The organism is Streptomyces sp. NPDC013317 (assembly GCF_055563155.1).
In genome coordinates this window covers 1-13,210 of the sequence record NZ_JBVHDX010000013.1, presented here as the reverse complement: position 1 = coordinate 13,210, position 13,210 = coordinate 1, and the positions used below count along the sequence as shown (strand labels likewise).

Here is a 13,210-nt window from a genome sequence, read left to right as displayed (position 1 = left end):
TGTCAGTACTGGCCGAAGGCGAGTTGTACGTCTCCGCGACCGTCGCGCTGGACGATGCCGCGGATGAGTTCCCGCACCTCGCGGGGACCGTGCATGGTGATGTGAAGGTCCACGGGGACCGCGCTGGCGGCCTGTGAGGTCGCCCCGGGCCCCATGCCCATCCCGGGCAGCGAGGCGCCCGGCAGACCGGCGCCCAGGCCGCCCATGGACTGCTGGGCGTTCCGGGTGAGGTTGCCGATCGCCGTCTGGACGAGACCGGCGCGGGAGCCGATGCCGTCGGCGAATCCCTCCGCGAGGGCGCGGCCGGAGTACAGCGTCCAGCCCTTCCCGGAGAACGGCCCCTCCTTGGCGGGGCTGAAGGGGAAGAAGTTCCGAGCTCGGTTGACGACCGACGAGGCGGCGTCGGCGACCTCGCCGAGCATCGACTTGATGCCCTGAACGAAGCCTCTGACGAGGGCGCGGCCCGAGGCGTACAGCCGCGAGCCGAGGTCCCCGAGCGCGGCGCTCGCCCGGCCCGGGAGGCCGCGGATCGTGGATACGGCCTCGCCGACCCGCTGGGTGACCGCGTCGCGGAGCTGCCGGAAGGCCGCCCCGCCCTTGTCCCTGATGCGGTTGAAGCTGGCGAACATGTCGGTGCTCAAGTTGCGAGCGAGGTTCTTGACGTGGTTCAGCGCCCCGGAGAAGTCGCCGCGAAGCAGGGCCGCCAGGGCCTTCACCGCAGGGATGACGTACCGGGTGATGAATCCCGCCAGCGAGGACAGGGCCATCGACGTAAGCCGCGTCATCAGGGCGATGAGCGGGGCGATGACTGGGAGGAGCTTGTCGAGGAGCGCCGTCGACAGTTCGAGGATCTTGACGATCAGCGGCGTCGCCTCGACCAGGAGATCGGCCAGCGCGAGCCCCAGCTCGGTCAGGCTCGGCGTCAGGTCGACCAGGACGTCCGTCAGCAGCGGGAAGATCCGGGTCGACATGTCGGTGAAGGCGGGCAGCAGCTTCGGCAGCACCTCGCGGGCGAGAGTGTCGAGGATCGGCAGCAGCACCTCGCCGGCCGTCTTCGCGAGCTGCGCCAGGAAAGGAGCCGCGGCCTTGACGACCTCGCCGAAGCTGGCGAAGAGGGGGACCAGTGCGGGCAGGATCGCAGCGACCAGGTCGGCCGCGAGATCCACGAAGGGGAGCGCCGCCTTGACGATCTCCCCGACGACCTTGGCCAGTTCGACGAGCACCGGCCCCAGCGCATCCGCGACCTTCAGCAGGCCGTCCCCGAGGTGCTTCACCAGCTCCTCGACGGGCGGGCCGAGGACCTCGAAGACCCGGCCCAGCGTCTTCAGGAGCGAGACGAGGATCGGGCCGACACTCTTCCCGATCTGCGCCATGACGCCGAAGATCGCCTTCAGACCGGCCTGCACCTCGGGGGACCCGAAAGCATCAGCGAGCTGGCCGGTGATCTCCTTCAGGACGCCGAGGAACCCGCCGCCCGACACCTCGGCCGCGCCGAAGACGTTGCCGACGATCCGCAGGACGTTCCCGGCGACGTCCGCAAGGTCGCCGATCAGGTCAATGGCCCGCTCGATCGCGTCCTGCATCGCGCCGGACTCGAAGGCGGCGGCGAGCTTCTCGGAGAGCTTGTCGAACGCCTTCCCCGCTGCGGACGTCAGCTTCCCGAACGCGGGAGCGGCCGCTGCCCCGACCTGCGCGAGGCCGGTCACGAGCTGGCCCGGGATCCGGGTGAGGTTGTTCAGGCCCTTGGTGGCGCCGGAGATCGCGACGCCCAGCGTGCCGTTCTTCGACAGGGTGATGGCCGCCGTGCCGACGCCCTTGGCCATGGCGTTGAGGGATCCAGCCGCGTCGACGAGTCCGCGCTTGAGGACTGGGAGCGTCGTCTTGCCCATGTCCTTCAGGGTCTTGTCGAGGCCCTTGAAGAGCCTCTCCTGCACGGCCTGCTGGAGCTTCTTGAACTCGGGCGCAAGGGCCTTGACCTGCTTCGCGAACGCCTGCGCGCTCGGTGACAGCTTCTTGAGAGCCTCGTTGAACTCCTCCGCCTTCGAGGGGTCCATGGCCGCGCTGATCGCGTCCCCGACGCCGACCATGCCGAGCTTCAGGGCGTTCGAGGCCAGGACGACCGCGAACAGCCCCGTAGCCGCCACACCGGCCGCCGGGGCGATCTGCCCCACAGCCGCCGCCAGACCGGCCGCCAGAGGCACCGCCGCACCCAGCTTCGCCGCGATCCCCCCGATCGACGAAGCCAGACCGCCGAGCTTCCCCGCCATGCCCGCCAGACCGCGCAGGCTCACCCCGAAGCGCCGGCCTTCGTCAGTGCCTTCGCGGAGCCCGGCCGCGATCAGCTCGCCCGTGGACGCGAACGTGCCGTCGAGCCGACGGAGTCGCCCCTCCATGTCGCGCTGGAAGCCCCGCATGCGCAGGTCGGCGTCGTTGAGGCCGCGGCGCATGCCGGAGTCGTCCGCGCGGATCAGGCCGACGAGCTCGCCGACGTTCAGAGCAGGCATGCGTCCCCCTTCAGGTCAGGTCCGCCGCATGGCGGCTCGGATCTCGTCGGGGTCGTCGACGATCGACAGGTCGTCGCCCGCGACGTGCCGGAACACGGAGTCGGGCGACAGGCCGCTGAGGAGGGCGTGGAAGCGGCGGCGGGTCAGGCTGCCGATCGCCTGCGGGCCGAGGCCGTATTCGCGCTGGAAGTCGGCTTCGATCGCCCACCAGAGGCGGCGGATCGTGGCTTCGAGGCTGCTCTGCGGGCGGCCCGGTTCGGGGCTTTTCCCTCTTCGGCCTCCGCCGCAATGACGGTGTCGTAGGCCTCGCGGAAGGTGACCTTCGTGCCGGTGGCGTGGGCCATGCCCCAGGCGAGGACGGTCTTGAACTCCATCAGGCCCATGCCGGCGTCGATCCACTGGTCGAGGACGGTGTCGCCGAAGAGGAGCGACACCATTTCGCGGATGGCTTCCTCGGAATCCTCGGACTCCAGGGCCTTCAAACGCTGCTCCAGAGCGAGCGGGACGTCCGTCGGGACGGGGACCTCGACGCCGCGGATCGTCTCCGTTCCAGCGCCGTTGACCTCCGCCCAGAACGTGTCCCATGACTCGGCCTTGCGGGCGGTCACGCCTTGGCCGCCGTGGTCGTCGGGCCGGAGCGGGTGATCGTGACGGCCCACGACTTCTTGTCGTTGTTGCCGCCGCCCTGCGAGCCGAGCTGGAAGTGGGCCTTGGCCCACACGGTCCAGGTGGAGTCTCCGGGAGCGGCGTAGCGGAAGCCGGTGAGGCTGTCGGCGCCGAGGCGCGCGGCCTGGAGCTCGGCGAGGGACTGCGCCGGGTCGAGGGCGCCGGTGGACGGGTCCTTCAGGCGGAAGCCTTCCAGGGTCATGGCGAAGCCCTCCTGCATGACCTGGGACTCCGCGCGGCCCTGAGAGCCGAAGGTGGTGGTGTCGGTGGTCTCGTACTCCGGGTCGATGCTGAAGGTGTTGATGCCTCCCTCGCCCGACCCGCCCTCGGCGGTGCGGAAGGCGACCCAGGTACCGGGGTTGAGCTTGTCCTCGATCTCGAACTCGCAGTCGCGAGCGTTGTACTTCTCGGCGGCCATGTCTCCTCCAGGGCATGACGAAGAGCCCGCGGCCGAGTTGGCTGCGGGCCCGTGGAATGGGGGTGGGTCAGGGGCGGTGCGTCGAGGTCTGGCGGACCTCCATGCGGAAGTTCGCGACGTGCTCATGCCGCCGGTTCTCGTCGACACCCAGGGACGCGGGCGCGGCCTGGATAGCGACGGAAAGGATCACGTTCGTGCCATCCGGCAGGATGACCGGGCCCAGGCCGTGGAGCGCGCTCCAGATGGCCTGACAGCGCCTCCGGGACACCCGAGGGTCAACAGTGCCGCGTACCCGCACCTGGACGCGCGGCTCGGCGTACGGGAGCAGGCTGTCGGGCTCGGACCGGTCGTCGTACAGCGTGAGCGCGACGGCCTCGTCCGGTGAGGAGGGCAGGAACTCGGGGAAGCAGTCCCCGGACGCCCCAGCCGGGTCGTAGGTGACGAGACCCCGCTCGGCCAGGTAGCGGGCGAGGCCGTCAAGGAGGTCCGGATCGTCAGCCACGGAACCACCTCCGAATGTCGACGGCCATGAGCTGGAGGACCACGTTGCGTTCCGAGTTCATCGCGTTCTCCAGGTACTTGGCGTTACGCCCGGGAGCGTGCTTCCAAGTCAGCTCCTCGTGCTGGCGCCTGGCGTAGACCGTGTCGTAGGAGATCGCTCCGTCGAGGCCGTCAACGTGCACCTTCCCCGACCGTTGCAGGGTGCCTTCGTCCAGCGGGACCTGGTTGTTGGAGACAGTGAGAGTGTGCTCCAGCCCCTTCGCCAGGCCCTCGCCCGCGAGCCTGCGCCCGCGCGACGTCCACAGCCGCTGCGCGTTGCCCGGTCGGAAGCGCGTGTACTGCGTCACAGCAGCTGCACCTCCACGTGGTCCGGCGTCGGCATCCCGCCGCCGTCCCGGTCGAGGACCGCGATCACGGTGGTCTGCCGGCCGGATGGCAGCGTCACGCGCGACTCTGCGGGGCAGACCAGGCCCGGCCGGGCGTAGAACGTCGCGGACGACGTCACCTCCCGGCCGGTCCGGTCCCGTACCGTCCTCGTCTTGTCGTCGAGGAAGCACTGCACGGCCACGGGGGCGCCGTACAGCGGCCCGTACGCGCTGTGGCCTTCGTACGGCTCCACGGTGACCGTGTGGCCGAGCAGGTAGCCCGGCAGGGCGGTCAGCACGACACCACCAGGCCCAGGATGAAGATGTCCCGGGTCAGGTCCGGGGAGCGCAGCGCGTCCCAGACTGCGGGGGCGATCTGCCGGGCCGGGGACTCCTCGCCGGATTTCACCGTCTCGGAGCGCTTCAGCCGGGCGGTGCCGATCTCGACCTCGCTCCAGCCGACGGCGGCCGACCCGTTGACGTCGCCGATGTCGACGCCCCACTCCGCCTGCGCGCACGTGGCATCGGCGAACGCCTCCGCCACGCGCGTGTTGGTGGGCAGGCCGTCCTCGTCGACCTCGTACCAGCACAGCCGCAGCACCTTCGCGTCAAGGAACGCGGAGGCACGCCGGAGCCGTACATCGATGTCCGCCGGGGCGGCCTGCCCGGTGTACGTGGCGTACTGCACGCTGGTCGCGTAGACCCGGGCCACGAGCCACCCCCTTACGCGGACGTGCCGACGATGACGACGTCGTACGTGACCGACGTGCCCGCGCCCGAGTTGGCGACCTTGATCAGGTCCCCGGTCCCGGCCGTAACCGCCATACCGGTGGCGTCCGCGCTGCCGGACATCGCGCAGAACGTGGCGCCAGGCCGCAGCGTCAGGGTGCCGGCCGCATTGAGCAGCCCCACCCAGTCGTTCGACGCGTTGGCCCCGACGATCACGTTGTTCGCGTTACCGGCGGCGGCGCTGATCGCGATGAACTTGACCTTGGCGAAGGTGATCGCCACCCCGTAGGCATCGGTGAGGACGCCCGCCAGGTCCAGGGTCTCGTTCGCCGAGGCGGCCAGCGTGCGCTGGTCGTGGAAGACCCGGTCAGCCTTCCCCGCCGTGGTCCCGTTCTCCAGGTGCACGCCACGGACGAAGTCCAGCGGATCCGAAGCAGTGGTCAGGTCCAGGGCCTTGGTGTTCCGGACGCTGGCCCGGATCCCGAAATCAGCGGTGAGAGCCATCAGCCCTCACCTCACGTCGCGACGACGTACGGCACGAACTGCTTCGCCGTCGGCGTCGCGATCGTGGCCGGCGCCGTCGCGGTCAGGGACGACCCGGACGACTGGGACAGGTTCCGCTCGCCGGTGACGATGGCGGGCGCCGCGCATGCGCCGAGCAGGGTCGGCGGAGTGGTCGCGGTGACCATGATGGCCGCCCAGTAGACCCCAGTCCTCGGCACGGTGTACGCCGCGGAAAGAGCCAGCGTCTTCGTGGTGTTCGCCGCCCACGCGGTGTTCGTCTGGTCGGCGGACTGCGCGATCAGTGCCGGGGTGGAGGCATCGGAGTAGAGCGCGAACCAGTAGTTCGTGGGCGTGCCGGCAGCGGTAGCGCCGGATCGGAACGACAGGTTGGTGACGACGTCCCCGGCCTGAAGGTAGATCGGCACGGACGTCATCACGCCGGTCGCCAGAGCCACCTGACCGGTGTCGCTGGCCGAGTCGTACAGGCCCACGCGCGGCAGGTTGCGGCGGTAGAACGTGTCCGCCCCGGCGGGGTCGGAGAGGTTGAGGTGCGCGAGGGCGTCGCGCACGTTGCGGGTGTAGGCGCCGAGCTGGCTCACTGGTCAGCTCCCTTCGGTGCGGTCTTGCGGCGGGTGGCGGGCTCGGGCTCGGGCTCGATCTCCTCGACGCCGTAGCCCTGCGCGCGGAAGTACGCCAGGGCCGGGGCCTGCGTCTCCGAGTCAACGACGGCCTCGCCGCCGGTGAAGTTGACGCCCACGGAGACGCCGGTGAACCCGGGTACGGGCGTGGTGATGCGGTACTGCATGCTGATCACCCTCCTCAGACCACGTCGATGCCGCGGAGGACGCCCGCAGCCTTGGTGTTCTTGACGACGAGCGCCGCCGGACCCATCTCGATCTCGCCGGACTTGACCGCACCGGCGTGCGAGAAGTCGGGCAGCCAGGTCTGGACGAGCGGCTGGCCGGCCGGGGTCGCGGCGTGGACGGAGTCGAGGCCGAAGGTGACTGCGTACAGGTCCGTGGAGCTGGACGAGACGGGGATGATCGGCGCGGAGCCGTCCGCGCGGTCGCCGAGGTCGACGAGGACCCAGTCGCCGTAGCGCATGATCTGGCGGCCGAGGCTGTCCCTCTCCTCGGTGTAGATCGCGGCCCAGCGGGCGAGGGCCTTGAACCGGGTGATGGACTTGGTGTTGCCGAGGATGGCCTTCACGCCGGGCGGGAGTGCTCCGGCCGTGCCCTGGTCGCCGCCTCCGGTGTGGGAGGGGACGATGCTGGACAGCCACTCGTCGACCTCGTCGAGGCGGGCCATGGCCAGCGGCTGGGTGATGACGGTGGCGGCGGTCCAGTCCGAGACGACGGCCGTCTTCTCGGTGGTGGAGCCGACGAGGAGCTTCGACAGGCCGTCGAAGCCGTTCGCGTCGACGGCGGTGTCGCCAAGGATGAGCTCCTGCGCGAACCGGGTCCGGATCGAGGTGAGGAGCTGCTGCATCTGGAACGTGACCTCGTTGGTCGCCGCGGCGCCGAGGTTCGCGAGGACCCGGTCGACCGAGAAGCTTCCGCCCATCGGCTTCAGGTCCACGCTGTAGCGCTGGCGGGTCGCCTGGCCGGGCGTGTACTCCGAGTTGATCGCTCGGAACGCGGCCGGCGCGGCGGAGACGAGGCGGGTGTAGCCGTAGGTGAGGCTGCCACCGGCGGTGCCAGGGGTGACCGTGTCGTCGAAGACGATCTGGTCGAGCAGCCACGAGTACCGGCGGAGGTTGTCGATGACGGCGTAGTCCACGTCCGCCTGGGTGTTCACCTGCGCCTGCGCGAGGGTGATGGGCATGGGGTGCTCCTAGGGGGTCAGCCGCCGAGGCCGGCGGCTACGGCTTGTCCGAGGGAGGTGGGGCGTCCTGTGGTGCCGGGCCCGCCGGCGAAGTCGCCCCCGCCCCGCCTCGGCGCCTGGCCGCCGCGGAGCTGCTGGTTGTTCTCGACGGCCGTCTTGATGGCGGCGTCGAGCTTGGTGGCGAAGTCCGCATCGGAGGGGTCCAGCCCCTTGACGGACTCCAGGAACGACCGGCTGTCGAGCAGCGCGGCCGGGTTGGCTTCGTGCTTGCCCGCGGCCTTGTAGGCGGCGAGCTCGATGGTGAGGGACCGCACGGAGCCTTCGAGGGTGCCGATGCGGGTGTCCTTGTCGCCGATCTCGGCGGCGAGCTTGGCCGGGTCGGGCGTCTCGTCGGGCTTGAGCAGCCCGAGGTCTTTCAGGAGTTGCTCGCGGGCTTCCTTCGCCGCGTTCTCCTTGGCGGTGGTGCGGCTCTTGGCTGCCTCTGCGCGCGCGTCGGTGAGGGCCTTCTGCGCCCATTCCGGGAGCGCCTTGACGTCGCCGTCGGCGGCCGGGGCGGGCGGAGCTGCGGGCGCGGGCGGGGCCGGTACCGGAGGCGCGGCGGGCGGCGCGGCCAGGGGCGTGCCGCCGGTGCCGCCTTCTCCCTCGCCGCTGCCACCCGCGATGGCGTAGATCGGCGACCCGTTGCGCCGGCGGCCGAGGATCGTGCCCGCGGCGTGAGCGGCGAGCGGGTGCCGGAAAGGGGTATGGCGCATGTGCCCTCCTGGGGCGCATCGAGCCCGCGCCTGGCGGGCGGGTTTACGGAAGGCGTCCCCGCGTGTTGGACGGTCGTCCTAAGGTGCCGCCATGTCGATTCGAATCCAGTTCAACAGCAAAGACCGCGGCGATAACGGCCACTACGAGTACGAGGACGGGGATGGGCGCGAGTACCGGTACACCGTGCTGGACAACGGCGCTCTTGCCGTGTTCGAGAAGGAGGTCGGAGGGACCATGGGGAAGGACGAAGCGCCGATCTCTGTCTATGGACCCCATGCCTGGTTCAGCGTCGATGGCGACCCGCGGACGAAGGCGGACGACCGTCCTGGCCGGCTGACTGGCTTCTAGCGCGCGGAGCCGATCTGTTCGCGCTGTGGCTTTCGTCGGAGCTCCGCGTGAGCGGCTACGTGCTCGCGCGCAGCCTTCTGCCAGGCCCGGACCCTCGCGGTTGCGCGGGTGCGGGCCTGGTCATCGAGGGCGACCGCAGCTCGGCGCTTCCACGCGCGGATGTGCCGCTCGATGGCGCGCTGGCGCTGCGTGTCCTCGTAGCTCGTGCCCGGGGTCGCGTGGTGCGGCGGCCGGGTTGTCACGCCGGGCAGGTACGCCCCGAGGCTGTGACGGCAGTTCGGGTGGAACAGCCCGGCCGCGCGCGCTTCCACGAGGCTGCCGGCCACGTGCACGGCGACCGTCGTACGGCCGTGGTCCCGCTCGTTCGGCAGCCGCACGGTGTGCGGGCCAGTCGCCGAGCCGAGGGTGAGGATCTCGCCCTCCCACGGCCGGCACAGCGGGCATTCGAGCGGAGCGTCGGAGACGATGACGAGGCCGACGCGAATCTCGGCGAGCGCGTCGATGTGACCTTCGATCGCGGCGCGGGCCGTGACGGACCTGACGGCCATCTCGGCGTAGGCCGCCAGTTCCCAGGCCCGGCCCGAGGAGTCGACGAAGCCGGTGACGCCTCGCTGCGCGAACTGGTCGAGAGCGCGTTGCGAGGCCTGGCGGCGGGTGAGACCGCCGAGCAGGGTGGTTGCCGAGGCGCGGGTCACGATCGAGCGGTACACGTCCAGGACGGCCCGGGTGATGCGGACGTACAGCGGGCGGGTGTCCTGCGCGTACGAAGCCGCGAGCCGGTCCACGGCCGGGGCTCCGGGGAGGACGCTCCGGGCCTGGAGTTCGCGGCCGGTGTCAAGCGCGCCCAGCTCGGCGACGGCAGCCTGACGCCCGCGCCCGTACGCCTCCGCGAGCGCGCGGGCGACGGCCCCGTTGGCGTCGTGCTGGAGCGCGGTGGTGACCTCCTCGACGGCCTGTCGCAGGTCGCCGATCGAGCGGAGTTTGATCTCGGCCCACAGGGGGCTGTCGATGCCCTGGAGGAGCGCCGCGCGCAGCTTGTCGAGGATGGCGACCTCGGCGTCCTCGTACAGCTTGGCGACGGCGGCGGCCAGGTCTTCGGCCATGGCGGGCGAGACGGGCATCAGTCCGCCTCCTCACCACCGAAACCGGGCGCGCCGGGGCCTTCGGCGCCGGTCATCGTCGGATCGGCTACCAGCGCGCCGGTCTCCTTGAGGATCCGCTCGGCCTCTTCCTTGACCGCAGTGTCGTCCCAGTCCGGGTTGAGGATCCGTACGCGGGTCTCCGCGCTCGCGGCCTGCGCCCGTGCGAGGAGTTCGAGGGTCTCGGCGGTCGTCTTGGGGTCTTCCGACACCGAGTCCCCGAACTCGATGGTCGGCCGCTCGGCCGCGACCGGCGAGAACCCGAGGTGCCGGTCGAGCTGGAGCAACGTCTCGGCGAACGCGGCGAGCTGCGGGGCGTAGTAGCCGGCCTTCTGGTCGCGGAGGATCATCGACTTCCGCTCCCGAGCCACCACCTCGGTGGCTGTCACGGCGGTGGAGTCGCCCAGCCCGAAGGACTGTGCCGAGTAGCCGGCTGCCTGGACGGCCTGCCGGGTGAGGGCGTTCCATGTCGCCTCGTGTTCGGCAACGCGGATGGCGAACTGGTTGAGGGTGAGGCCTTCGCCCGAGGTCGGGGAGGCGTTGATCCCGGTCCAGACTTCGCGGTCGTCGTCGAAGCTCGCGCCCTTGCCGACGCCCTGGCTCTGGAGCATGCCGTCGGGGGCGATGATCCGGGACTTCGCGAGGCGGATGTCCCGCATCCACGACGTGTAGGTCTCGTCGAGGGACATGAAGTGGTCACGGATGCCGTCGGACTGCCAGTCGGACCGGCCGAGCATGCTGCCGCGGAACTTGCGGTTGGGCCGGATGTTCGGGATGTACACGCAGGTGAGGCCGGGGACTCCGGTGGTGATCGTGTCTCCGGGCCCGTCGGGGTCGAGAGATCCGGCGATGTCCTCGGTGGCTGTGTCCTCGGTCAGGGGGACCTTCTGCCCGAGGTTGTCGAGGGTGCCCTCGTACAGGCCGTGGAGCACCACGCCCGGCTCGTGGCGCTCCAGGTGTCGGAGCACGCTGCTGCCGTTGCGCCGGACCTCGCGCCACAGGGTGATCGCGGTCATGATGCCGAACTGCCACTCGGGGACGATGCCGTCGGCGTGCACAGAGGTGGGCAGCGGGCGTTGGGCCAGGTCCTTGTTCCACGTCGCGCGCAGGCAGACCCCGCCGAGCGCCGAAGACACCTCGGCCGACTCGCGCAGGATGTTGTTCAGCCCGTTCTCGTCCGAGATCGTCGCGAACCGCGCCTGCGTCTCTTTACTGTCGAACCGGAACAGCGGCGGCTCGGAGAACAGCAGCGACGCCGACGTGGCGGCGATGTCCTCGGCGAGGGGGACGTGCAGCCGGCCGTCGCGCATGCCGATCGGCCGGGGCCGCTCCCAGAACCGCCAGCCGCGGCCGCGCTCGTCACGCAGGTCACCGCGGGCGTTGTCGTAGCCCTCGCGGGCGTAGACCTGGCGGAGCTTGACCTTGTCGCCGGAGTACCAGGCGTCATCGATGGCCATGTCGCCGAGCTGAGCGGCCATGTGGAGCGGCGGCCAGGGCACGTTGTTCTCAGGCAGCGGCACTGGTCGCCTCCTTGTAGTCGATGAGGCCGCGCCACTCGTGCGCGGTGGAGTGCAGGGCGTAGCGCAGCGCGTCGGCCGAGTGGTCGTCGGCCTTGAGGGGCTTGTCCTCGCCGCGTTCGGCGGCCTTCTCGTCCCAGGCGTAGCCAGGGAGCTCGCCGAGGAGGCCCTCGCAGGAGCGGTGGATGCGGAGCAGGCCGGTACCGAGGGCTACGCCCACGCTGCGGATGCCGTCGAGGACGTCGTTGACGGCCGGGGCGACGTTGGGGACGTGCTCTGTCCACAGCTGGTTCATGAAGCTCGCGGCGCTGGGGTCGACGAAGATCCAGTTCGGGGTGACGCCGCGCCCCTTCTCGCCGGGCCGGCGGACGGTGGCGAGCCACTGGCGGACGTCGGCGGAGTACTGGGCGTCGGTCTGCTGCCGGTAGGCGAGCTTGCTGTCGTAGCGGTACTCGGAGACGGCGTACAGGTGGTTGTCCTCACCGTGGCCGATCAGGACCGCGCTGAAGGGGTTAACGGTGCCGTAGTCGACGCCGACGGCGGTCCACCGCTTCATGTACGGCATGAGGTCGACGACGTTGCGGTCTTCGTCGAACATGTCGTACACCGCGCCGGACGCGAGGCACCACTCGCCGAGGATGAACCGCCGGTACCACAGGCCGATGTACTGCGCTTTGAGGCGCCGGACGACGCCGGGGTCCATGGACGGGTTGTCGTCCAGGGTGAAGTGCCAGTTCGTGAGGCCGACCTCGGCGCCGCGGAGGATGAAGTTCTTTCTCAGCCAGTGGAACGGCCCGTCCGGGTTGGTCGTGGCCAGGAGGCGCGACCGGTTCCCGACGCGGAGGCGGGAGAGCAGCATCATCCAGAACGACTCGGGGACCAGCGTGGCTTCGTCGACGTAGGCGAGAGCGATCGTGGCGCCTCGGATCCGGCCCTCTGCGCGGGCGTCGGACGCGCCGACGAGGTGCACAGTGCGGCCGAGGATGACTGCCGTGGTCGAGCCGGTGGTGTGGTGCACGTGCCGGGCCAGCGGGCCGAACAGCATTGTGGACTGGAGCGGGTCGATCAGGTTCCGCTCGATGGTCTGGAGTGTGCGGCCGACGATGACGATGAGGCCGATGTCCGGGGCGACCGTGAGCGCGATCAGGAACGCGAGCAGCGAGGCGATCGTCTTGCCCGAGGACACGGCGCCGGACCACAGGGCGATCGGCGCGTCCTGCGACTCGACGATGCTGGCTACCTGCCGGTCGGACAGAGGCAGGGGGACGTCACGGAGCATCACCGGCCCCCTCGTCGTCGGCTTCCGCTGCCTGGCGGGCCTGCGCCTGCTGGTAGACCTGCTTCAGGCCGAGGGCGAGGTCACCGAGCATCGACACGGCGCCGTCAACGCCCTTGTCGTCCTCCGGCGGCGCCAGCTTCACGGACTTCTCGATGGCGATACCGGCGGCGGCCATTAGGTTCTTCTTGTCGAGCGCCGGCGGCTCGGGGACGGCCTGCTCGGTGTACTCGTTGTCCTTGCCGCCGATGTTGAACACGACGGCCGGCTGCCACATCTGCTCGCTGAGCCGGAGCGCGTCGTCGACGAGGGCGTCGGCGAGGATGCTGCGCTTCTCGGCGAGGTCGGCCATGCGGGCGCGGGTGGCTTCTTCGGTGGCGGTGCGGTCGAAGGAAAGGCCCATCTCGGCGGCGAGGACGCTGATGGTGCGTGGGCCGCGCTTCAGTCGGCGGGCGATCTCGTTGCGGCCAAGCCCTTCCGCGTGGAGGCGGCGTACGTCGTCGCGGGTCTGGTCGGTGACGGGGTGGCTGTGCTGGTTGCCTCCCACGGGTCACCTCCGGGCATGCGAAAGGCCTTAGAACCAGTGGTGTGGTCCCAAGGGGATTTGGGCAGTTTGGTCGTGGTCCGGGGGAACCGGGTGTGGCTGATGACGAAAGTGCCGACCAT

At 70.4% G+C, this 13,210-nt stretch carries 17 protein-coding genes; 1 reads left to right on the top strand and 16 read right to left on the bottom strand.

The features are described from left to right. Nucleotides 1-2: 2 nt before the first annotated feature. The 12 genes from ACZ3IJ_RS28465 to ACZ3IJ_RS28410 all read right to left on the bottom strand — a co-directional run bounded on the left by ACZ3IJ_RS28465 (nt 3) and on the right by ACZ3IJ_RS28410 (nt 8,263). Nucleotides 3-2,504, bottom strand: coding sequence for a phage tail protein (locus ACZ3IJ_RS28465; RefSeq protein WP_467472701.1), 2,502 nt, complete (start codon nt 2,502-2,504; stop codon nt 3-5). Nucleotides 2,505-2,647: 143 nt separating this feature from the next. Next, nucleotides 2,648-3,112 (bottom strand): hypothetical protein, encoded by a 465-nt coding sequence (locus ACZ3IJ_RS28460; protein WP_467472699.1) that lies wholly within the window; start codon nt 3,110-3,112, stop codon nt 2,648-2,650. Then, nucleotides 3,109-3,588 carry a phage tail tube protein gene (locus tag ACZ3IJ_RS28455; protein ID WP_467472696.1) on the bottom strand — a complete coding sequence of 160 codons (480 nt, stop codon included), beginning with the start codon at nt 3,586-3,588 and terminating at the stop codon, nt 3,109-3,111. Before ACZ3IJ_RS28455 ends, ACZ3IJ_RS28460 begins: the two co-directional genes overlap by 4 nt. A gap of 67 nt (nt 3,589-3,655) precedes the next feature. Beyond that, nucleotides 3,656-4,090, bottom strand: coding sequence for a minor capsid protein (locus ACZ3IJ_RS28450; RefSeq protein ID WP_467472693.1), 435 nt, complete (start codon nt 4,088-4,090; stop codon nt 3,656-3,658). Beyond that, nucleotides 4,083-4,436: a hypothetical protein gene (locus tag ACZ3IJ_RS28445; RefSeq protein ID WP_467472691.1), complete on the bottom strand. Its 354-nt coding sequence runs from the start codon at nt 4,434-4,436 to the stop codon at nt 4,083-4,085. Before ACZ3IJ_RS28445 ends, ACZ3IJ_RS28450 begins: the two co-directional genes overlap by 8 nt. Continuing rightward, nucleotides 4,433-4,753 carry a hypothetical protein gene (locus tag ACZ3IJ_RS28440; protein WP_467472689.1) on the bottom strand — a complete coding sequence of 107 codons (321 nt, stop codon included), beginning with the start codon at nt 4,751-4,753 and terminating at the stop codon, nt 4,433-4,435. Before ACZ3IJ_RS28440 ends, ACZ3IJ_RS28445 begins: the two co-directional genes overlap by 4 nt. After that, a complete protein-coding gene (locus ACZ3IJ_RS28435; protein ID WP_467472687.1) occupies nt 4,747-5,166 on the bottom strand; it encodes a hypothetical protein in 420 nt (139 codons plus the stop codon). The genes ACZ3IJ_RS28440 and ACZ3IJ_RS28435 overlap by 7 nt, the downstream gene beginning before the upstream one ends. Before the next feature lie 11 nt (nt 5,167-5,177). Then, entirely contained in the window at nt 5,178-5,687 is a 510-nt protein-coding gene (locus tag ACZ3IJ_RS28430) for a hypothetical protein (protein ID WP_467472685.1), read from the bottom strand. 11 nt (nt 5,688-5,698) lie between these two features. Next, nucleotides 5,699-6,286: a hypothetical protein gene (locus tag ACZ3IJ_RS28425; protein WP_467472684.1), complete on the bottom strand. Its 588-nt coding sequence runs from the start codon at nt 6,284-6,286 to the stop codon at nt 5,699-5,701. After that, a complete protein-coding gene (locus tag ACZ3IJ_RS28420; protein ID WP_467472682.1) occupies nt 6,283-6,492 on the bottom strand; it encodes a hypothetical protein in 210 nt (69 codons plus the stop codon). The genes ACZ3IJ_RS28425 and ACZ3IJ_RS28420 overlap by 4 nt, the downstream gene beginning before the upstream one ends. Nucleotides 6,493-6,506: 14 nt before the next feature. Next, on the bottom strand, nt 6,507-7,511 hold the full coding sequence (locus ACZ3IJ_RS28415) for a major capsid protein (RefSeq protein WP_467472680.1): 1,005 nt from the start codon (nt 7,509-7,511) through the stop codon (nt 6,507-6,509). A gap of 17 nt (nt 7,512-7,528) precedes the next feature. Next, a complete protein-coding gene (locus ACZ3IJ_RS28410) occupies nt 7,529-8,263 on the bottom strand; it encodes a hypothetical protein (RefSeq protein WP_467472679.1) in 735 nt (244 codons plus the stop codon). 91 nt (nt 8,264-8,354) lie between these two features. Between ACZ3IJ_RS28410 and ACZ3IJ_RS28405 the strand changes: the two genes are divergently transcribed. Continuing rightward, nucleotides 8,355-8,612, top strand: coding sequence for a hypothetical protein (locus ACZ3IJ_RS28405; protein ID WP_467472677.1), 258 nt, complete (start codon nt 8,355-8,357; stop codon nt 8,610-8,612). Here ACZ3IJ_RS28405 and ACZ3IJ_RS28400 read toward each other — a convergent pair. The 4 genes from ACZ3IJ_RS28400 to ACZ3IJ_RS28385 are packed head-to-tail and all read right to left on the bottom strand — an operon-like array spanning nt 8,609 to nt 13,091. Beyond that, nucleotides 8,609-9,733: a phage minor capsid protein gene (locus tag ACZ3IJ_RS28400; protein WP_467472676.1), complete on the bottom strand. Its 1,125-nt coding sequence runs from the start codon at nt 9,731-9,733 to the stop codon at nt 8,609-8,611. The genes ACZ3IJ_RS28405 and ACZ3IJ_RS28400 overlap by 4 nt on opposite strands. Further along, nucleotides 9,733-11,271, bottom strand: a complete 1,539-nt coding sequence (locus ACZ3IJ_RS28395) for a phage capsid protein (RefSeq protein WP_467472674.1) — start codon at nt 11,269-11,271, stop codon at nt 9,733-9,735. Before ACZ3IJ_RS28395 ends, ACZ3IJ_RS28400 begins: the two co-directional genes overlap by 1 nt. Further along, a complete protein-coding gene (locus ACZ3IJ_RS28390; protein WP_467472672.1) occupies nt 11,258-12,547 on the bottom strand; it encodes a PBSX family phage terminase large subunit in 1,290 nt (429 codons plus the stop codon). Before ACZ3IJ_RS28390 ends, ACZ3IJ_RS28395 begins: the two co-directional genes overlap by 14 nt. Next, complete coding sequence (locus ACZ3IJ_RS28385) at nt 12,537-13,091, bottom strand: helix-turn-helix domain-containing protein (RefSeq protein ID WP_467472669.1); 555 nt, start codon at nt 13,089-13,091, stop codon at nt 12,537-12,539. The genes ACZ3IJ_RS28390 and ACZ3IJ_RS28385 overlap by 11 nt, the downstream gene beginning before the upstream one ends. Nucleotides 13,092-13,210: the final 119 nt, after the last annotated feature.

Excerpts from the sequence above, each read along its gene's own strand:
- ACZ3IJ_RS28465 (WP_467472701.1), bottom strand. The coding sequence starts at position 2,504 with ATGCCTGCTCTGAACGTCGGCGAGCTCGTCGGCCTGATCCGCGCGGAC.
- ACZ3IJ_RS28455 (WP_467472696.1), bottom strand. The coding sequence starts at position 3,588 with ATGGCCGCCGAGAAGTACAACGCTCGCGACTGCGAGTTCGAGATCGAG.
- ACZ3IJ_RS28430 (WP_467472685.1), bottom strand. The coding sequence starts at position 5,687 with ATGGCTCTCACCGCTGATTTCGGGATCCGGGCCAGCGTCCGGAACACC.
- ACZ3IJ_RS28420 (WP_467472682.1), bottom strand. The coding sequence starts at position 6,492 with ATGCAGTACCGCATCACCACGCCCGTACCCGGGTTCACCGGCGTCTCC.
- ACZ3IJ_RS28415 (WP_467472680.1), bottom strand. The coding sequence starts at position 7,511 with ATGCCCATCACCCTCGCGCAGGCGCAGGTGAACACCCAGGCGGACGTG.
- ACZ3IJ_RS28410 (WP_467472679.1), bottom strand. The coding sequence starts at position 8,263 with ATGCGCCATACCCCTTTCCGGCACCCGCTCGCCGCTCACGCCGCGGGC.
- ACZ3IJ_RS28405 (WP_467472677.1), top strand. The coding sequence starts at position 8,355 with ATGTCGATTCGAATCCAGTTCAACAGCAAAGACCGCGGCGATAACGGC.
- ACZ3IJ_RS28400 (WP_467472676.1), bottom strand. The coding sequence starts at position 9,733 with ATGCCCGTCTCGCCCGCCATGGCCGAAGACCTGGCCGCCGCCGTCGCC.
- ACZ3IJ_RS28390 (WP_467472672.1), bottom strand. The coding sequence starts at position 12,547 with ATGCTCCGTGACGTCCCCCTGCCTCTGTCCGACCGGCAGGTAGCCAGC.